The 18,999-nt window shown below is 72.7% G+C and carries 12 protein-coding genes; 5 read left to right on the plus strand and 7 right to left on the minus strand.

Annotated elements, in window-relative coordinates:
* Positions 1 to 223: 223 nt before the first annotated feature.
* Positions 224 to 1,441, plus strand: a complete 1,218-nt coding sequence (locus tag WME90_RS44875) for an STAS domain-containing protein (protein WP_437278245.1) — start codon at positions 224 to 226, stop codon at positions 1,439 to 1,441.
* A 92-nt stretch (positions 1,442 to 1,533) separates the two neighbouring features.
* Here WME90_RS44875 and tssI read toward each other — a convergent pair whose 3' ends face one another.
* Positions 1,534 to 3,855: a type VI secretion system tip protein TssI/VgrG gene (tssI, locus tag WME90_RS44880; protein ID WP_437278246.1), complete on the minus strand. Its 2,322-nt coding sequence runs from the start codon at positions 3,853 to 3,855 to the stop codon at positions 1,534 to 1,536.
* 96 nt (positions 3,856 to 3,951) lie between these two features.
* Positions 3,952 to 5,802: a DUF2169 family type VI secretion system accessory protein gene (locus WME90_RS44885; RefSeq protein WP_437278247.1), complete on the minus strand. Its 1,851-nt coding sequence runs from the start codon at positions 5,800 to 5,802 to the stop codon at positions 3,952 to 3,954.
* A 71-nt stretch (positions 5,803 to 5,873) separates the two neighbouring features.
* Here WME90_RS44885 and WME90_RS44890 point away from each other — a divergent pair, with 71 nt between their 5' ends.
* Together WME90_RS44890 and WME90_RS44895 are read left to right on the plus strand one after the other, a co-directional pair.
* Positions 5,874 to 6,215, plus strand: a complete 342-nt coding sequence (locus WME90_RS44890; protein ID WP_437278248.1) for a hypothetical protein — start codon at positions 5,874 to 5,876, stop codon at positions 6,213 to 6,215.
* 142 nt (positions 6,216 to 6,357) lie between these two features.
* Positions 6,358 to 7,380, plus strand: coding sequence for a phosphotransferase (locus tag WME90_RS44895; RefSeq protein ID WP_437278249.1), 1,023 nt, complete (start codon positions 6,358 to 6,360; stop codon positions 7,378 to 7,380).
* Positions 7,381 to 7,401: 21 nt separating this feature from the next.
* On the opposite strand, the gene WME90_RS44900 is transcribed toward WME90_RS44895, so the two are convergent.
* Both WME90_RS44900 and WME90_RS44905 read right to left on the minus strand, forming a co-directional pair.
* Entirely contained in the window at positions 7,402 to 8,766 is a 1,365-nt protein-coding gene (locus WME90_RS44900) for a hypothetical protein (protein ID WP_437278250.1), read from the minus strand.
* A 200-nt stretch (positions 8,767 to 8,966) separates the two neighbouring features.
* On the minus strand, positions 8,967 to 10,439 hold the full coding sequence (locus tag WME90_RS44905; protein ID WP_437278251.1) for a cellulose binding domain-containing protein: 1,473 nt from the start codon (positions 10,437 to 10,439) through the stop codon (positions 8,967 to 8,969).
* Between the two features lie 327 nt (positions 10,440 to 10,766).
* Between WME90_RS44905 and WME90_RS44910 the strand changes: the two genes are divergently transcribed.
* Positions 10,767 to 11,561 (plus strand): ABC transporter ATP-binding protein, encoded by a 795-nt coding sequence (locus tag WME90_RS44910; protein ID WP_437278252.1) that lies wholly within the window; start codon positions 10,767 to 10,769, stop codon positions 11,559 to 11,561.
* A 119-nt stretch (positions 11,562 to 11,680) separates the two neighbouring features.
* Here WME90_RS44910 and WME90_RS44915 read toward each other — a convergent pair whose 3' ends face one another.
* Both WME90_RS44915 and purN read right to left on the minus strand, forming a co-directional pair.
* The gene (locus WME90_RS44915; RefSeq protein ID WP_437278253.1) at positions 11,681 to 13,306 is read right to left on the minus strand and encodes an NAD(P)-binding protein; all 1,626 of its coding nucleotides are present in this window, start codon (positions 13,304 to 13,306) and stop codon (positions 11,681 to 11,683) included.
* Positions 13,303 to 14,025, minus strand: coding sequence for a phosphoribosylglycinamide formyltransferase (purN, locus tag WME90_RS44920; protein WP_437278254.1), 723 nt, complete (start codon positions 14,023 to 14,025; stop codon positions 13,303 to 13,305). Before purN ends, WME90_RS44915 begins: the two co-directional genes overlap by 4 nt.
* A gap of 221 nt (positions 14,026 to 14,246) precedes the next feature.
* Here purN and WME90_RS44925 point away from each other — a divergent pair, with 221 nt between their 5' ends.
* On the plus strand, positions 14,247 to 17,813 hold the full coding sequence (locus tag WME90_RS44925) for a protein kinase domain-containing protein (RefSeq protein WP_437278255.1): 3,567 nt from the start codon (positions 14,247 to 14,249) through the stop codon (positions 17,811 to 17,813).
* A gap of 55 nt (positions 17,814 to 17,868) precedes the next feature.
* On the opposite strand, the gene purM is transcribed toward WME90_RS44925, so the two are convergent.
* Positions 17,869 to 18,915, minus strand: a complete 1,047-nt coding sequence (gene purM / locus WME90_RS44930; RefSeq protein WP_437278256.1) for a phosphoribosylformylglycinamidine cyclo-ligase — start codon at positions 18,913 to 18,915, stop codon at positions 17,869 to 17,871.
* Positions 18,916 to 18,999 lie beyond the last annotated feature (84 nt).

Raw genomic sequence — 18,999 nt, forward strand, 5'->3', positions numbered from 1 at the left:
CACGCGGGCGGCGCCCCGCCGTCATGGCCCCACCTCGCCGTAGCTCATGTCGCGGCAAGCCGGCTCACCGTCTTGCGGCGCAGCGCCCGCCAGGCTAGCGCCCCTACGAAGTGGTGCGTTTTTCCCGGCGCAATCGCATCGCGGCCGCCCGGGAGTCCTTCCACAACCTGCTCCGCCCACGTTACACTTATCCTTCTCTGCTCTCCGAGGAGTTGTGAGTCTAATGGAATCTGCCCCCAGCGTGTTGCTCGGCGAGCTCTTCGCCCGTACTCCCGATCTGCTCTTCATCGCCTCGCCCGAGGGCGCGCTGCTCCACGGGAGCGGTGGACTCCGCGAGGCGCTGGGCCCGGGGGCCGAGGGGGGCGCGCTCCTCGCGGATCTCGCGCACCCGGACGATCGCGCCGCGCTCTCGGCGGCCTGGTCGACGCTCCTTCAGCGGGACGAGCCCGTCTCGTTCAGCGTGCGCCTGCGCGACGGCGGCGGCGCCTACCGGGCGCTCTCGTGCAGCGCCAGCCGGTCGTCCGACCGCGGCGCCGTCCTCGGCTCGCTACGCCCCGCGCCCGCGGCCGCCTCGTCCGCGATGACCTCCGCGATGACCGAGAAGGAGCTCAGCACGCTCCAGCTCAAGGCGCGCATCCTCGACGGCATCGCCGAGCACGTGGATCCCCTGACCATATGGGCGCTCGACCGCGACGGGATCTACCTCTATCACGACGGCAAGGCGGTCTCGAAGGCCGGGTTGAAGCGGGGGCAGTACCTCGGGCGCAGCGTGTACGAGATCTATGCGGCCTCCCCGGAAGCCGCCGCCGACATGCAGCAATGGTACGACGGCGAGGTGCGCCGCGGTCGCGGCGAGGCGCACGGCGCCGACTGGGACACCTGGCTCGCCCCGCTCCGCAGCCAGCCTGCAGGTCCCGTCGACGGCGTGCTCGGGGTCTCGCTCGACGTGTCGGACTCCAGGCTCGTCGAGAAGGAGCTGCGCGTCCAGCTCGACCAGATCGCGGCGCAGCAGAAGGTGATCCGCGATCTCTCCACGCCGATCATCGAGGTCTGGGACGGCGTGCTCACGCTCCCCATGGTCGGCACGGTCGACAGCGTCCGCACCGCCGAGGTCATGGACAGCCTGCTCGCGCAGATCGTCGAGAAGCGCGCCCGCTTCGCCATCCTCGACCTCACCGGCGTCGAGGTCGTCGACACAAGGGTCGCGAGCCACCTCGTCCAGCTCATCACCGCGATCCGGCTCCTCGGCGCGGACGGCATCGTCGCCGGCATCAAGCCGACCGTCGCCCAGACCATGGTCGCCCTGGGCCTCGACCTCACCCAGCTCAACACGCAACGCAACCTGCGCGCCGCCCTCAACTACGCCATCCGGGCCATGACCGGCGCCCAGGGCTCCTCGTCCGCCGCGAGCCCGGCGCTCCCCAGGAAGCCCGCTCCCTGAACGGCATTATCGACCGCCACCCCGGGCGGCGTCGCGCGCGGCCCCCGGCCGGGACCCGCGCGCGGCTTACCCGTTCACGAGAGCGAATCGCCTCACTCGTCCACGAGATCGAAGACGATGCCTCCCTGCGTCTTGATCCGATGCGTCGAGCGGTTGGCGCTGTTGACCGGAGAGGGCGTCAGCGGGTTGGGCGCGGCGCCCACGATGACCGGACGATCCGGGTCGCCGTTCACGAACGCGATCAGCACCTCGGTCCCCGGCTTGAGCGGGAAATGCGTGCCGTAGTTCGCGCCGGCGTGGTTCTGCAGCATGCGCACCGGCCTGGATGACACGCCGCCCGCGGCCCCCGTGTCGAACAGGAACCGGACCATGTACCTGCCCTGATCGTCGATCTGCGCGTTGCCGCCCCCGCCCCCCGGCCCACCATCGACGATCCCCGTGACGACGCCCGTGATCCGGGGCGTCGGCGTGACGCGCGGCGGCCGGTACGTGTTCCGGCCCGGGATCGCACGGAAGGTGTTCAGGTAACGACGCGGCTCGTCGCCTCCGGTCAGCAGCGTCGCGCGGTGCTCCACCTCGACGAAGAGCAGATCGAGCGACTCCAGAATCGGGTGCCCTTCCAGCGTCGATCGCGCGCCCGCGCCGAGCCCGCACACCGCGCTCCTGCCCGCGTACACGAGCTGCGTCGCCTGCCGCTCCTCGGCCCGGACCTGCGCCAGCGCCTTCCCCTCCGCCGGCGTCTTGTAATGGCCGCCGTACTCGATCACGCCGCCCGCATACCCGGTCGGGAGGACGTGCTCCGACGTCAGATCGAGCATCGGTTGCCGGTAGTTGTAGTCGCGGGCGACATACACGCTCGGCACCAGCCGCGATCTCGCCTCGATCTCGAAGACGTCGCGGTTGTCGGTGTTCTCGCGGAATTGGACCGACTCGGCGCCGGCCGCGGGCTCGAAGCCGGCGCCGTCGGTGAAGACCATCGTGTCCTGCCCGTCCTGGTGCTCGAAGAAGAAGCTGATCCCGGCGTGCTCGGCCAGGCGGCTGATGAAGGCGAGATCGGTCTCCTGGTACTGCACCACGAACTCCCGCGGCGGGTAGGTCCCCGTCAGCCTGAGCTCCACGTCGCTCCCGCTCAGGCCCACGAGCTCGAGCTTCTGCTTGATGAGGTCCGGCACCGCCTTGTTCATCGAGATCTCCGTGGTCTCGACCAGCGTGAGCCGGAAGGCGCGCGGGACGATGTGCAGCCGGTACGTGCGGAAGTCGCGCAGGTTCGCGAGGAGGTCGTGGACCTCCGCGATCATCCCGTGGACGCGCCGCACCTCGACCCCCTTCTGCTCGAAGACGATCGCGACGCTCTCCCCCGTGAAGGTCTGTCCGTCGACCCCGGCGTCGCTCGGACAGACCACCTCGACGTCGAACGTGAAGAGCTGAGAGATCGCCTCGCGCCCGGACAGCTTGCTCACCCGGAGTAGGTCGGACGAGATGGCGGAGAGCTCGAGTCGAATGTCTAGCGAATCGGAGAGCCTGCTCGATCCATCATTCGTGACGTGGGAGAGGGTCTCCTGCCGAGGGGCGCCTGAATCGGAGAGCCTGCTCACCGGCCTCGTCGATGTGACGTGGGAGAGGGTCTCCTGCCGAGGGGCGTCTGAATCGGCGAGCCTGCTCACCGGCCTCGTCGATCCATCATTCGTGACGTCGGAGAGGCGCTCCTGCTGAGGGGCGCCTGAAACGGCGAGCCTGCGCATCGTCCTCGTCGAATCATCGTTCGTGACGTCGGAGAGGGTCTCCTGCCGAGGGGCGTCTGAATCGGCGAACTTGCTCACCGGCCTCGTCGATGTGACGTGGGAGAGGCGCTCCTGCCGAGGGGCGCCTGAATCGGCGAGCTTGCTCACCGTCCTCGTCGATGTGACGGGGGAGAGGGTCTCCTGCCGAGGGGCGTCTGAATCGGCGAGCTTGCTCACCGTCCTCGTCGATGTGACGGGGGAGAGGGTCTCCTGATGAGGGGCGCCTGAATCGGCGAGCCTGTTCATCGTCCTCGTCGACTCATCGTTCGTGACGTGGGAGAGGGTCTCCTGCCGAGGGGCGTCTGAATCGGCGAGCCTGCTCACGGGCCTCGTCGATGTGACGTGGGAGAGGGTCTCCTGATGAGGGGCGCCTGAATCGGCGAGCCTGTTCATCGTCCTCGTCGATTCATCGTTCGTGACGTGGGAGAGGGTCTCCTGATGAGGGGCGTCTGAATCGGCGAGCCTGCGCACCGTCGTCGTCGATTCATCGTTCGTGACGTGGGAGAGGGTCTCCTGATGAGGGGCGTCTGAATCGGCGAGCCTGCTCGCCGTCCTCGTCGACTCATCGTTCGTGACGTGGGAGAGGGGCTCCTGCGGAGGGGCGCCTGAATCGGAGAGCTTGCGCGTCGTCATCGTCGATCCATCCTTCGTGACGTAGGGGTGGGTCTCTTGCCGAGGGGCGCCTCGCCCGCGGGCGCCCCTCGCGCTCGTCGATGCGGGCTCGGCGAGCTACCGTTTGCGATCGAAGCGTTCGTAAAGGCTCCTCCTCAAGGCGGGGGAAGGGGTCGGCAGCGCGGGGCGCTCGGGCGGCGGAGGCGGCGGCCTGCGGGGCGGCGGGGCCGGCGGCGGCTCGTCCGCCTCGGGGGAGCGCGCAGGCGAGGCGCTCAGCGTTGGCCTCGGCGGGGGGGGCGGCTCCGGCAGCAGCGGCTCCGGAGGTGGCGCCGCCGGCTCAGGAGCCGGGAGCGGCGCTGCCGCCGTTTCTGGCGCTTCCGCGGCCGCCGGCACGAGCGCAGAGGGTGCCGCGAGCGCGCCGGCGCCGAAGGGGCCGGGCGCGTCGGCGACCGGCTCCCAGTCGTCTTCCATCGCGAGCGCGAGCGTGCCCGAGCCCGCGCGCTCCTCCGCCGTGACCGGCGCCCGGGTGATCATCGAGGGAGGCAGCGCGCCGCCCGGGGGCGCCGGCTGGAACGGGAGCGCCGGCTGGTCCGTCGCGCCAGCGTCCTCCTCGGACAGCAGGGCCAGCGTCACGGTGGGAGACCCCTTCGGCCCTTCTTCCACCGAGGAAATCGAGAGGGTCCCGGTGTCGACCCGCGGCCCGTGCGCGCCCGCGGCCGGCCCGGCGATGTCGCCGGGAGCCGATCCAGGGCGGAACGGCGTCGCCGCCACCGCGGCGAGGGCAGCGGCCGCCGTGCCAACGTCCGAGAGGCTCACCGTGCGCGCCCCGGCGGCCGGAGCGGCCTGGGTATCGCCCAGGGGGTCGCCGCCGGCGCCGTCCTCGCCCGCGCCGCGCGCGCGGTCGGCCGCGCCGGCCGCCCTCGCGGCATCCTGGGCCGCGGCGCCCTGCTGCGCCGGGAGCTCCGGCCACTCGAGCGGCTCGCCGGGGAGCTCGACCCCCGCCACGATGGTGGCCGCCGCCAGCGCGGCCTCGTCGGGGACGGCCAGGCTGCCCCGGAAGACGAGGGTGCAGCGCTGCTCGTCGCCGTCGATGCGCAGCGTGTCCGCGTTCAGCTCGAGCGGGTGGCCCTCGCTCACGCCGAAGGCGGAGAGCCCGTGAACGCGCGCCCGGCCGCGCGCCTCGGGCAGCCGCATCCGGAGGCGCGGCAGCGTCGGGTGCAGCCCGTCGAGCTCGATCCACTCGCCGCCGCGCAGGTAACGCGTCCGCTGATCGGGGGGCGCCGCCTGGTAATAGGCCCACTCGAAGGGTTCGGGGATCTCGGCAATGGGCGCGTCGAGCGCCTTGCGCGGCGTGGCCCCGAGCAGCCGCCTGCGCGCGGGCCAGGCGCGCGCTATCGGCCCGAAGCCCGCCGCGCGCGCCGGCTGGAGAGGATCGATGATGTTCGCCTCGGGCTCGGACGCGTCGCCCGTCCCCTGCACGCCGAGGAAGTTCTCCTGGTCGTTCTCCCCGCGGAGCGCCCGCTCGTACACGATCGGCATCCGCTGGAATCCGGCCCTGTCCTGGACGAGGAGCTCCTTTTCGAGGAGGAGCCCGCCCTCGTCGGAGATCGCGAGTCGCACGGGCAAGGCGCGCACGGGGGCGCCGGGCGGCGCATGGGCGTGGCCGGTAAAGAGCACGTCGGCGCGCTCCAGGTGCGGCGCCAGATCGCTCGTGAGCCGGACGCTGCGCCCGGGATTGTTGCCGTGGTGAACCTCCCCGTGGAGGACCTGCTGCGGCTCGACCCTCGGCATCTCCGCGTCCGCCGCGAAGGAGAAGGTGGCCTTGACGATCACCGTGAGTTGGAGCTGGCCCCGGCTGCGCCAGGCGACGGCGGCGGCCGCTGCTCCGTTCAGCGGCGTGATCCTCACCGGTCCCGTCGCGCCGTTCGTCACACGGTTCGTCGCGTTGCTCGCCGTACGGTTCGCCATTCCGCGGCGTTATAGCACGGCCGCCGCCATGAACTTGCGGCCGCACTGCGCCCATGCCACCCACGGAAATCATGAAGCTGGCTGGAAACGCTCGTGCGCTGGGATCGGCGCTCGCCCTCCTCGTCATGATTGCCTCGTTCGGCTGCGACACGGTGGCGACGCTCGTCGCGCCCGCGGTGCCGGTGGTCATCGAGAAGGCGACCGCGCCCGGCGAGCCGGCCGCGCCCGAGGATGCGGCCGCCGCGCCCGAGCCGCCCGAGAGCCGGAAGTGCTGCTTCCGGAGCGGGGAGGGCGCCGCGAAGGCGTGCGAGAGCCAGGAGCGCTGCTGCAGCGGCAGGTACGACCGCAGCGCGTGCGAGGACTCGGGCGGCCTGTGGTTCAACAGCGCCGACGGCTGCGCCGGCGCCTGCTGAGCGTCTGGCGGGCTACGTCCGCCGGGACAGGGGGGATCGTCGATGGAGGGCAGGCGCCGAGGCGTGACGGCTGCAGCGCGGCGCGGGGGGCGATCGCGCATCCGCGCTGGCGTCGGCGCCGTCTGACGGCGTACGAAGGGGTGTGCGCGAGCTCGACACCGGCGCCCTGCTCCGGCTCGTCCAGCGGGCCACGGGCCACCCCCCGTCGTCCCTGGTCCCGATGCGCGGGGGCGCGTCGTGCCGGTGCTATCTGCGCGCCGTGACGCCGGTCGGGACGGCGGTCGCGATGTTCGCGCCGAGCGTGGAGGGGGACGGCGCGGCGGGCGGCGCTCCTCCCCCGCGGTGGCCGTTCCTGGAGGTGCGCGCGCTGCTCGAGGAGCGCGGCGTCCGGGTGCCGGCGCTGCTCGCGGAGGGCTGCGAGGACGGGCTGCTCCTCCTGGAGGACCTCGGGGACGCGACGCTCTCGGCCTTCGTCGAGCGCGCGCCCGCCCGGCGCGCCGAGGTCTATGCGCTGGCGGCGCGCGAGCTCGCCCGGGCGCAGCGGGCGCTCGCGGCGCTCCCGCGCGGATCGATCGTCGACTCGTGCGCGCTCGACGCGACGCTCCTGCGCTGGGAGCTCGACCATTTCCGCGCGTGGGCGCTCGACGCGCGCGGGCTCCGGCTGGGCGGCGCCGCGCGGGCCGAGCTCGACGCGGTCTCGGAGCGCCTCGCCCGGCGCATCGCCGCGTGGCCGCGGGGCTTCGTCCACCGCGACTACCAGAGCCAGAACCTCATGGTCGTGGACGCCCCGGGCGGGGGCCTGGAGATCGCTTGGCTCGACTTCCAGGACGCCCTCCTCGGCCCGCGCGCCTACGATCTGGCGACGCTCCTCAACGACAGCGCCCAGGACCTGGATCGCCCGTTCGTCGAGGCCCGGCTGGACGACTACGCGGCTGCTGCCTCGCTCGATCGGCCGGGGCGCGACGCGCTCGGCCGGGAGTTCGACGTGCTCACGGTCCAGCGCAAGCTGAAGGACGCCGGCCGCTTCGTCTTCCTCGACCGGATCGGCGCGGATTCGAGCTACCTGCGCTACGTCGAGCCCGCGCTGGCGAGGGCGCGCGCCGCGCTCGCGCGGCTCGGGGACGACGAGGACATGCGCGCGCTGGCGCGGCTCATCGCGCGGTGAGGGAGAGCGTGATTGTCCGGCTCAGAGGTCCGACGCTTCGAGGAAGCGCTGGAGGAACGTGACGGCGGCTTGCTCTCCGGCCTCCGGAAAGCCCCCGAACATCGCGAACTGGTGCCATACCCAGTCGGCGTTCAGATAGGTGTCCTTCTCGCTCGCGTCGAGCGAGGAGCACACGTGATCCCAGAGGGGGTTCGCCCCGGGGAGATATCCGCCCTTGTCGGGCGGCAGGCAGGACAGGCGCGATTCCTGCGAGGGACCAGGGAGCTTTCGCTGGATCGCGGCGTTCGCGTCGAGCTGGTGGCCGCCGGTCATCCGCAGGCGGCGCGAGGCGTCGCCGGCGAGCCAGCGCACGAGCAAGGCCTCGTTCTTGGCGATGCCGCGGGCGTCGAACGCGAACACCTCGCTCACGCGGTCCTTGTTGGCGGCGAGCGCCTGCCACAGGGGCAGACCGCCCGCGCTGAAGCCCGCGATCCCGAGCTTCCCGAGCCGCGGCCCGCCCCGTCCACACCCGATCTTCCGCGCGCCGCAGAGGAAGCGGAGCGCCGCCTCGGCGAGGCCGGGAAGGCTCGCGGTCGTCGCGGCGCCGAAGCTCGCCCCGTTCGGCCAGGGGTGCAGCATCACCACCGCCTTGCCGCTCGCGGAGAGCGCCTCTTCGCAGCCGCAGCGGACATAGACCCAGCGGGACTTGTCGCGCGGATCGCGCTCGAACACGTCGCGCGCCCAGAACGACGCGCCCGGAGACGGGTCGGGCGCGAGCAGGTATCGATTCAGCCCGAACATCTGGTGGCGCTGGTCGACCCGGGTATAGGCGTACCCCTCCGGCCGGTAGAACACGAGGGCTGATATCCCGTCGTCCGGCGGAGCCTTGCAGGCCTCCGGGATGCTCGCGAACCAGATCTTCGGATCTCCGGCGGTGGCGCCGAGGGCCACGAGCTCGGTCCCGGGCCGGTGCTCGCGCTCGTACTCGTCCGCGTACATGGCATAGGCCATCCAGAACGGGGTGATATCGACGAAATCCGTCCTGATCTGGGCGAGCGCGAGGCCGGGCGCAGCCTGCGTGTCGACGAGCGGGTGAGCCTGCCCGAGCTCCGGGTCCGGGGCGGGGCTGAGCGCCGTGCCGCCGCCCGTGACATCGAAGGCCTGCTCGACCGACAGGACCTCTTCCCGCCGGGCGAGGATGTCCTCGAAGGCATCGAATTCCGCCGAGAAGCGCGCGCTGAGCGCGACGCGCGACGCGCCGGCGGGGATCTCGAACTCGCGCCGCCCCGGGCCCGAGCCGGCGAGCGGCAGCGGCGCGTCGTCGGCTGTCGCCTGCACCTCGGAGAGCGCGTCGGGCAGCAGCGGGCTGCCCGCGTTGCGCCAGGTGACCCGGAGCTTCAGCGCCATGCGGCGCCCCGGACCGGACGGCGCGCCCGGCGACGAGGGCGCGCGGTGGTGTGGGTGGAGTCGACCGGGCTATCGCCGGCGACGGGGGAGCGCTGCGGGGCGGAGGGCACGGTGCGCCCACGGTACCAGAGGGCGCGGGGCGCGGGCGAGCGCGACCGGGAGGCCGCGCGCCGCGCTGACGACCGCTCGTCGACCGGGGCTCAGCGCGAGCCGTTCGCGCAGTACCCGAACTCGACGCTCGCCCCCTGCCTGATCTTGGCGTTCCAGCTCACGCCGGTGAACACGAAGTCTGTGCCTTGCTTGACGGCGGTGGTGTTCCAGAAGTCACGGAGCGTGGCGCCGTTCGAGGGCACGTAGAGCTTCCACGTGGTCTCGCCGCTGTCCGTCTTCGTCAGCTTGATGTTGTTGCAGTAGCCGCCCGTCCACGTCGAGTTGGGGGTGATGCTGACGGTGATGTTGCCGCCCTCCACGCGCACGCCGGTCCCGGAGGTGCCGCCGCCGCTGCCGCCGCTGCCGCCGCTACCTCCGCTGCCGCCGCTACCGCTGCTGCTCGACGAGGACGTGGTGGTGCCGCCGCCGCTGCCCCCAGCGCCGGAGCTGCTGGAGCTGGAGCTGGAGCTGGAGCTGGAGCTGGAGCTGCTGGAACTGCTGGAGCTGGAGCTGCCCTTTACCTTCGCGATGAAGCTGTCATAGCCGGCGACGTCGCCCGTCTGGGAGAGCATGACGATCGCGACGCCCATGTCGACGGCCTTGGCGACGTTGCTCTCGTTGAGCCAGCTGGAGTCGACGTTGATCGGGCCGCCGCCGAACGTGTACGCGTCGACGATGACGAGCGGCAGGCTGAGCGCGGTGGTGATCTCCTTGTAGGTGAAGTTGTCGATCTTGCCCGTCGTGAACGGGAATTGCTTGCCCGTGAGACCGACGTACTTGACCACGCTGCGATCCCAGCCGTCGTAGAAGTCGCCGACCGACGACGCCCACTTTGTGGCCGACGGGCTGAACCACGGGCTGAAGTCGATGACCACCTTGCACGAGGGGCAGCCCGACTTGATGGCGCCGAGGATCTGGTTGATGAAGTTGTCGGACTCCGTCTCCGTGAGCGCGTTCTGCTGCGCCGTCTGCGAGAACTGGTACCAGTCCGGCTCGATGTGGATCAGCGCCTCGCGCCCTCCGAGGGCCGCGCCGATCCCTGCCGCCGCCTTCTGGTAGGCGCTCGCCATCGAGGCGATGTTGGCGCGCACGTACGCCGCGCCCTTCTGGCACAGCGGCGCGCCGCTGTTGCCGTCGCAATCGTTCTCGGACCCGAGCCCCTTCTTCGTCATGTCCGTGGCGATGTAGCCGAAGAAGTAGGGGGTCTTCCCCGCGTTGACGATCTGCTGGAGCTTGGTCTTATGTGTGCTGGTGAAGCCGCCAGATTGCAACCAGTCCCCGACGGCGACCACATCGACGTTGGCGGGTCCGGACTGGGGCGGCGACCAGGTCTGGCTCCACTGCGGAGCGACGCCGAAGCGCATCTGCGATGCCGCCGCGGCCGCCGCCGCCTCATCGGCGAAAATCTCGTCCTCTTCGGAGGCGCTGGAACCATCGTCCGCGACAACGATGCACCCGCCGAGAGCGGCGAGCAGGCACAGAGCTGCCCCAGCACCGAAAAGCGAACCCTTGATCTTCGTCATTGTCAATCTCCAAGTGTCCGCGCGGCTCGGCGCCGCGTCGGATTTTTCCACTCCCGAGTGCCAGCATCGGCTTGGCACGGGGCGCTCGTTGAAAGGAAGGTTCGTAGATCGTTGCAACGGCCGGGCCATCGTCTCTCCAGAGCGGAGAACGCCGGTTCACGGGCACATTCCGACGGTGCCTGTCCGCGAGAGATGGAGAGCGGGCCGATGGAGTGGATCGCCAAACCGGGGCACGGATGATCCACCACGAATGGCCTGATTTCTCGATGCAGGACGCGTGCAAGGAGGTAGTCTGCGCCCGATGAGCCAGGACCGTGGAGTGGAGCGATGAGCGCGCCCGCGCTCATCGAGATCGAGGACGCCGAGGTCTTCCGCGGCGATACGCGCGTCTTCGAGGGGCTGTCGCTGCGCATCGAGCAGGGGGAGAACACCGCGATCCTCGGGCCCAACGGCGCCGGCAAGTCGACCTTGCTGAGGCTGCTCTCACGGGAAATCTACCCGGTCCTCCGCGAGGGCTCGCATGTGCGCATACTCGGTCACGAAAGGTGGGAGGTGTTTGCGCTGCGGCGCAGGCTGGGGCTCGTGTCGTACGAGCTGCAGATGGCCTATCCCCGGGGTGTGCGGGGCTCCGACGTGGTGCTCTCCGGCTTCTTCGCGAGCGCCGGGCTGCACGAGCACGAGCCGGCGACGGACGCGCAGCGCCGGCGGGCCGAGGCGGTGCTCCGCGACCTGGGCGTCGCGCACCTCGGCGACAAGCCCATCGCGGAGATGTCCGCCGGCGAGCAGCGGCGCTGCCTGCTCGGGCGCGCGCTCGTGCACGACCCGGAGGCGCTGGTGTTCGACGAGCCGACGACGAGCCTCGATCTGAAGGCCGCGTTCGAGCTCATCGACCTTCTGAGGCGCCTCGCGCGGCAGGGAAAGACGCTGGTCCTGGTGACGCACCACGTGCAGGAGATCCCGCCGGAGATCGGGCGGGTCGTCCTGCTCCAGAGAGGCCGCGTCTTCGCCGATGGCCCGAAGCGCGCGGTGCTGACAGACGACAACCTGTCTCGCCTGTTCGACGTGCCGCTCACCGTGGTCGAGCGCGACGGCTTCTTCCAGGTCTTTCCTCGAAGCCTGTGAGACGCGGGGGCGCGTCGATATCGAGTCTCATCTCGGCCCGCGATGATCGGCAGATCGGCCTGCCGTGATCGGCATAGAAGAGATCGAGATCTCTCAACCGGCATTTCCCTGTTCGGGACTCAGCCGATCTCCACCTTGCTCCACATGTCGCGCCGCATCCGCTCCTTCCGCCGGTCGGTCCGGGTCACGAGCCTCGCGGCGCCCCAGGCGGCCAGCAGCTGGCCCTCCTGGCCGAGGCCGGGCAGCACGCTCCGGCCGACGAGCAGCGTGCGCTCGATCGGCCCGCGGATCGGCTCGCCCGCGAGCCCGAGGTAGCCGGGCGGGTCGACCTCGAGCTGCCGCACCATCGGCTCGGCGCCCGGGGCGGCGCCCTTCAGCGCGGCGCGCTCGACGAGGCGGCGGCGCTGGCCGTCGTAGAGCCACACGGGCAGCCCGTCGTGCACCGAGTCGACGAGCACGAGGTGGCGCTCGAGGAACGGGAGCTCGGCCGTGAGCGCGTCGAGCACCGCCTGGCGCGCCTCGAGCAGCGACAGCGGGCCCCGGTCGGGGAGCAGGATCTCCGCCACGAGCAGCGTGTCGGTCGAGGGCGGCGGCAGATCGCAGCGCTGGAGGTGGACGACGGGGCGCCCCGGCCCGGTCGGCCGCGTGTGCCGCGGCGAGCTCGGCCGGGCCCCGGAGGCGCCGTCGCTCGAGACGCGCGGGGGCGCGGGCGAGCGGTTCGTCGACGCGGACGGGAAGGGGAACAGCAGCGCCTCGGGGCCGAGCGGCTCGGGCAAGCCCTCGCGGCGCACGATGAGCGACACGACGAAGCGGCCGACCGACGAGGTGATCCGGGGCCACTCGCGCAGCGCGCGCTTGTGGATGCCCTCGCCGCCAGAGAGGCTCGCGAGCGTCTCGCCGTCCATGTCGGTGATGACGAAGCTGCTGCCGTTCGGGTGATCGTCGCCGTCGAGGACGACGCCCGCCGCGGTGCCGCGGCGGACGTGGACCGACGCGGCGCGCTCGTCGAGCAGGCAGCGGCCGCCGTGGGCGAGGATGCGCTCGACGAGGAACTCCTCGAGCTCCTCCTCGCCGCGCGGGAGCATCATGAGCCCGCGCGTCCACGCGCCGTGCAGGCGCGCGACCGCGAAGGGGGGCGGGAGCGCCGAGAGATCCGTGGCGAACAGGACGGACTGCGTGACGATCGAGCGGAACAGGTGGCCGCGCGGGAACTCGACGAGCAGGTCGGCGTCGGGCTCGGCGCGCGCGTACGGGAGCATGCCGGCGTAGCGCGCGGTCTCGCGCCGCTCCCAGAACGTGCCCGGCGGCCAGAGGGCGTCGTGCGAGAACGCGTCGTCGGCGGCGCCGTTGACGTGCGCGAGCTCGGCGTAGAGCTCGTCGACGACGCGCCGGAGCTCGGGGAACTCGCGGTCGATCTCGCGGCCGAAGAGGACCATGTCGGGCGGCACGTCGAGGCGCCGGCGCGGCGCGACGGCCTGCAGCATGGGCATGGCCGGGACGATGCGGCGCTTCCAGGTCTGCGACTGGGCGAGCTCGACGAGGAAGCGGCGCCACGCCGGCGAGGGCTCGGCGAGCATGGTGAAGGCGCGCCGGCGGAGGACGTGCTGGTCGAGGCGGTAGGTCGGCGGGCGCTCGCCGTGCCCGACGACCATCACGGTGAAGTCGCGGCGCGCGAGGAGCGCCGCGGCCGTGAGGGCGCCGATGGAGCGGCCGAGGACGATGACGTCGTAGTGCTTGTGGATCACGCCCCTTCCCCGACTTCCCCGACTTCCTCGACTTCGCCGACGTTTCCCCGCGCGCGGTCGCCCTGGGCGAGCCCGAGCGCGGTGTCGACGCCGGCGATGGTGGCGCGCGCGCGCCCGCCCGGCGCGTCCGGCAGCGCGATCTGGAGGCGCCCCTCGGCGATCCACGAGAGCGCGCGGACGAGCAGGGCGTGCTCCTGGACGAGGATGCGCGCGGCGAGCGCGTCGCGGTCGTCCCCGTCGAGCACGGGCACGGCGGCCTGCGCGAGGATGGGCCCGGTGTCGGTGCCGGCGTCCACGAGGTGGACGGTGCACCCGGTGACGCGCACGCCGTGCTCGAGCGCCTGCCGCTGGGCGTCGACGCCGGGGAAGGAGGGCAGGAGCGACGGGTGGATGTTGACGACCCGGTGCGGGAAGGCGTCGAGGAACGTCGTCGTGAGCAGGCGCATGAAGCCCGCGAGCACGACCCAGGTGGCGCCCGCCTCGCGGAGGGCGGCGACGACGGCGGCGTCGAAGCTGTCGCGATCGGCGAAGTCGCGGTGCGGGATGACGCGCGTGGGGACCCCGGCGCGCTCGGCGCGCGCGAGGCCCTCCACGCCGGGCAGGTTCGAGAGGACGAGCCGCACGCGGGCGTCGAGGCGGCCGGCGGCGATCGCGTCGAGGATCGCCTGGAGGTTCGAGCCGCGGCCGGAGACGAGGACGCCGAGATCGAGGGGGGGCATGGGGGGCAGATACTACGGCGGAGGCGGGCGCGGGAGAGATCCGGGGCGGAAGCGGCCGCCCGGCTCCCTGGGGGGCGCCTGGAGGGCCGCGCGGCGACCTCCGGGCCGCTCGCGCCGTCATTTGCGGCTGCGCGCGCTCGCGGCTCGCCTTGCGGCTGCGCGCGCCTCTGGCCGGCCACCTACCAATGCCGCGCCGCTCGGGTTAGGGTGGCGGCGCCACGATGTCGGAACGCCCGCCTGAGCCGACCCTTACCGCCGACGAGGCCGCGAAGCACCGGGCGAGGTCCTACCTCGGGAGGGTGATCTCGAAGCGCTACCGCATCGACGAGGTCATCGCGATGGGCGGCATGGGCGCGGTCTACCGCGGCGAGCACGTGCACATGCACAAGCGCGTCGCGATCAAGATCCTGCACCCCGACACCGAGCGGCTCCCCGAGCTGGTGCAGCGCTTCGAGCGCGAGGCCATCGCCGGCGCCCACATCCAGCACCGGAACGTCGCGACCGCGACCGATTTCGGCGAGGCGGAGGACGGCTCGTTCTTCCTGGTCCTCGAGTACGTGCGCGGCACGACGCTCTACGAGATCATCCGGCGGGGGCCGGTGCCGGCCGCGCGCGCCGTGCTGATCGCCAGGCAGCTCGCCGCCGCGCTCGAGGCGACCCACGCGATGGGCATCGTCCACCGCGACGTGAAGCCGCGCAACGCGATGGTCGTCGAGCCGCAGGGCGACCTCGTGAAGCTCATCGACTTCGGCCTCGCGAAGGTGAGCGTCGATCAGCTGCGCCGGTCCGTCGCGGCGCCGGAGTCCGGGCGGACGGGGGCGGACTCGCTCCCGGTCCGGCTCACCACGGCCGGCGTGATCTTCGGGACCATCGCCTACCTCGCCCCAGAGTCGGCGCTCGGGATGGATTTCGTCGACGAGCGCGCGGATCTCTACGCCGTCGGCCTGATTTTCTACGAGATGCTGGCCGGCAAGCACCCGTTCCTTGCCAAGGATCCGGTGGAGCTCTTCAACCAGCAGCGGAGCGCGCCCGTCCCGGCGATCGCGGCGCACTCGCCGGGCGTCGTGGTCCCGCCGGCCATCGAGGCGGTCGTGCGGCTCCTCCTCGAGAAGAATCCGCGCGCCCGCTTCGAGAGCGCGGCGGAGCTGATCGCGGCGCTCGACGACGCATGCGCCGTGTCCGGGATCGTGACGCACGAGCCGAGGGCGGAGATGTCGTCGAGGGGGGAGATGACGTCGGTGCCCGCGATCGCGGACGGGGCGCGCGTGCCGAGCAACCGGCCTCCCTTGCCCAGCGCGGCGAGCAACCGGCCGCCCCTGCCCAGCGCGGCGTCGCGCGAGCCCGAGGCGGGTGGCTCCTCGGCGATCGTCCTCGGCGATTCGTGCCTGGTCTCGCTGGAGGACGTCGCGGACGCGCTGGCCCCGGCCGCGCAGCAGGCCGCTGGCGAGCCGGCCGGGAGCGGAGCGAGCGCGCCAGAGGCCGAGAGCGCGCGCGCGTCGAGCGAGCCGGGGGAGGGCGGCGCGGCCAGCGTGGGGCCGGCGGGGGCGGCGGCGCCCGTGGAGCCGGCGGAGGATGGGGACGACGACGAGGACGACGCCCTCAGCCACTCGCGGCCGACGCCGGTGCGCAACACGCCGACCCTCGTCGCCGAGCTGACGCGTGACTCACGCCCGACGGCGGTGGGCGGCGCGGCGTTCATGGCGCAAGTCGCCTTCGCACAGGAGGCCGCCAGGGCCGCTGCCGCCGCGGCCGACGATTCGAGCGTGCCGGACGACGCGCGCCCGACGGCGGTGGCCGGCGCGGCGGTGATCGCCCAGGCGATCGCTCTCGCACGGGAGACCGCCGATGGCGGCGCTCCTTCCGAGGCCGATGGCCCGCGGCCGCCGCGTGAGCCGTCGCAGCTGCCCGAGGTGCCGGCGCAGTCTCAGGAGCCGCCGAAGCCGGAGGAGTCCGCGCTGCTTGTCCCGACGCCTCCGTCGCCGGCGGCGCTACCGATATCGCCGAGCGAGTCGGCATCATCGCTGGAAGCGCGCGTGGCAACGGAGGCAGCAAGACGGAGCTCCACGTCGATCCAGCTGGACGAGCGGCCGCCGTCGTCGGAGCAGGCGGAGCGCCGTCCGGGGGAGCCCTCGTCGAACAGGACGCCACCGTCCGGCGTGGAGGAGCTGCCGGCGCCCGGCGGGGAGCCGATATCAGGGAAGCGGCCGTCAACCGCCGCGGAGCCAGAGTCATCGGAGCATCTGCCGGCGTCGGAGCGGGAGCCGGATTCATCGAAGCCGGCGCCGGCGTCGGGGAAGCGGTCGTCGGGATCCGCGACGGAGCCGGTGTCCCGAAAGCGGCCGTCATCCGGCGCGGAGCCGGTGTCCGAGAAGCAGCCGTCATTCGGCGCGGGGCCTGCGTCCGAGAAGCAGCCGTCATCCGGTGCGGAGCCTGCGTCTGAGAGGCAGCCGTCATTCGGTGCGGAGCCGGTGTCCGAGAAGCAGCCGTCATCCGGCGCGGAGCGCGCGTCCGGGAAGCAGCCGTCATCCGGCGCGGAGCGCGCGTCCGGGAAGCAGCCGTCATCCGGCACGGAGCCGGCGTCGTCGTCGCTCCCGTCACCCGCTGCGGAGCTGGCGTCGTCGCCGTCGCTCCCGTCATCCGCTCCGGCGCGAGCCTCGTCGCCCACGCCCACGCCGTCCGTGCAGCAGGCGCAGCCGTCCCAGGGCGAGGTGGCTTCCGCGGCGTCGGCGTCCCCGTCGCTGGACGAGCCGTCCGAGGAGGACGCGGCGCCCGCCTCGGAGCCGACGTCCGAGCGGATGAGCGGCTCGCGGCCTGCCTTTGCCCCGACGTTGCTGCGGGAGCTGGAGGCCGCCGAGGCAGAGCGCGTCGCCCGCGAGCGCGAGGAAGAGGCCAAGCGGGAGCTCGCCGAGGCGGCAGAGCGCGCCGCGCGCGAGCGCGAGGAGAAGGCCAAGCGGAAGCGCGAAGCGCGGGAAGCCCGCGCCTCGCGGCGGGCAAACGAAGGCCTCGGCGGCCGCTTCGGCAAGCTCGCTCCCTACCTGGGCGGCGGCCTCCTCGCCGCGGCCGTGATCGCAGCGCTCGCCGGCGGTGGGCGCGCCCCGCCCGAGCCGGAACCCCAGCTCGGCCCCACGAAGCCGCCCGCGAGCGCGCTCGCCACGAGCGAGCCTGCCCCCGCCGACGCTGCCGCCGTCCCCGAGACCCCAGAGCCCACGGCGCCGGTGCCCGAGGCCGCTGCGTCGGCCGCGCCCGACGCGCCGGCCGAGCCTCCGCCCGACGAAGCGGCGCGGAAGGCGCTCACCGACGCCGTCAGGGCGCGCCGGTGGGTGAAGGCCGCCGACGCGATCCAAAAGCTCGCGGAGGGCGATCCGACCGCGCTCCGCGACCGCGCGATGGCGATCGCGGCGCGCAACGTCGCCATCGCCATCGCGAAGACGGGCGAGGAGCACGCCGACAGGGTCTTCGACGCGCTCTCGAGCCGCTTCGGGACGGCGGGCATCGACGTGCTGTACGAGATCGTCGAGACCCGCGGCCGCTCCACCCCGGCCACCCGGGCCGCGAAGCTGCTGCGCGATCCCGAGATCGCGGCCCGCGGGACCCCCGCGCTCCGGATCTCCTTCGAGATGCGCGACGCCACGTGCGGCGAGAAGCTCCCGTTCCTCGAGCGCGCCGTCTCCGAGGGCGACGCGCGCACGCTGGTCGTGCTCGAGACGGCGGTGAGGCCCTGTTACAAGACGAACCGGGCCATCGACGAGGCGATCAAGAAGCTGCGATCGCGGCTCGAAGGCGGGTGAGCTGGGGCCGCGCGGCGCCTCGCGCCGGGCCCCGACCTCGTCGGCGCCGGCCCTCTCAGCCGAACCGCACGCGCTCCTCGAAGGGCACGTCGCCGACCGACACCACCTCGCCGAGCACCCAGGCCCGCTCGCCGCTCTTCGCGAACGCCTCGATGGCCCGGTCCGCGGCGCTCTTCTCCACGACCGCGACCAGGCCGACGCCGAGGTTGAACGTGCGCCGCATCTCGGCCTCTTCCACGGGGCCGCCGCGCTGGAGCACCTGGAACACCGCCGGCCGCTGGTAGGAGCCGAGGTCGAGCTGCGCGCCCAGCCCGTCCGGCAGCACGCGCGGCAGGTTCCCTGGCAGGCCGCCGCCCGTGATGTGCGACAGCCCCCGGACCGCGTCGCCGCAGGCCGCGAGGAGCGCCGTGATCGCGCGGGCGTAGATCCGGGTCGGCGTGAGCAGCGCCTCGCCCACGGTGCCGCCGAGCTCGGCCACGCGGTCGGTCATCTTGAGCCCCATCTCCTTCTCGAGCACGCGCCGCGCGAGCGAGAAGCCGTTCGAGTGCAGCCCGCTCGACGCCACGCCGATCACCGCGTCGCCGGCCGTGATCCGCTTGCCGTCGAGGATGCGCGAGCGCTCGACGACGCCCACGGCGAAGCCGGCGAGGTCGTACTCGCCGTCCGCGTACATGCCTGGCAGCTCGGCCGTCTCGCCGCCGATCAGCGCGCAGCCGGCCTGCTTGCAGCCCTCGGCGATGCCGCGCACAACGGCCTCGCCCACGTCGACGTCGAGCTTGCCGGTCGCGAAGTAGTCGAGGAAGAACAGCGGCCGCGCGCCGACGGTCAGGACGTCGTTCACGCACATCGCGACGAGATCGATGCCGACGGTGTCGTGGACGCCCGTCGCGAACGCCACCTTCAGCTTGGTGCCGACGCCGTCCGTGCCGCTGACGAGCACCGGCTCGGATAGCCCGCCCGGCAGCGCGCACAGCCCGGCGAACCCACCCACGTCAGCGAGCACCTCGGGGGTGCGCGTCGGCTTCGCGAGCCGCTTGATGCGCTCGACGAGCGCGTCCCCTGCATCGATATCGACCCCGGCTTCCCGGTACGTGACGCTCATGGCAGGCGCATCCCACACCTCGGCGGCAAAGGGAAGCGGGCTCGCTCTTCGGGCGCCGGGCCGGCTCCGGGGCCGGCGGGCGGC

It is taken from the genome of Sorangium sp. So ce375, from assembly GCF_051473855.1.
In the GTDB taxonomy this organism is placed as follows: domain Bacteria; phylum Myxococcota_A; class Polyangia; order Polyangiales; family Polyangiaceae; genus Sorangium.

Excerpts from the sequence above, each read along its gene's own strand:
- WME90_RS44875 (WP_437278245.1), top strand. The coding sequence starts at position 224 with ATGGAATCTGCCCCCAGCGTGTTGCTCGGCGAGCTCTTCGCCCGTACT.
- tssI (WP_437278246.1), bottom strand. The coding sequence starts at position 3,855 with ATGACGACGCGCAAGCTCTCCGATTCAGGCGCCCCTCCGCAGGAGCCC.
- WME90_RS44885 (WP_437278247.1), bottom strand. The coding sequence starts at position 5,802 with ATGGCGAACCGTACGGCGAGCAACGCGACGAACCGTGTGACGAACGGC.
- WME90_RS44890 (WP_437278248.1), top strand. The coding sequence starts at position 5,874 with ATGAAGCTGGCTGGAAACGCTCGTGCGCTGGGATCGGCGCTCGCCCTC.
- WME90_RS44900 (WP_437278250.1), bottom strand. The coding sequence starts at position 8,766 with ATGGCGCTGAAGCTCCGGGTCACCTGGCGCAACGCGGGCAGCCCGCTG.
- WME90_RS44905 (WP_437278251.1), bottom strand. The coding sequence starts at position 10,439 with ATGACGAAGATCAAGGGTTCGCTTTTCGGTGCTGGGGCAGCTCTGTGC.
- WME90_RS44910 (WP_437278252.1), top strand. The coding sequence starts at position 10,767 with ATGAGCGCGCCCGCGCTCATCGAGATCGAGGACGCCGAGGTCTTCCGC.
- purN (WP_437278254.1), bottom strand. The coding sequence starts at position 14,025 with ATGCCCCCCCTCGATCTCGGCGTCCTCGTCTCCGGCCGCGGCTCGAAC.
- WME90_RS44925 (WP_437278255.1), top strand. The coding sequence starts at position 14,247 with ATGTCGGAACGCCCGCCTGAGCCGACCCTTACCGCCGACGAGGCCGCG.
- purM (WP_437278256.1), bottom strand. The coding sequence starts at position 18,915 with ATGAGCGTCACGTACCGGGAAGCCGGGGTCGATATCGATGCAGGGGAC.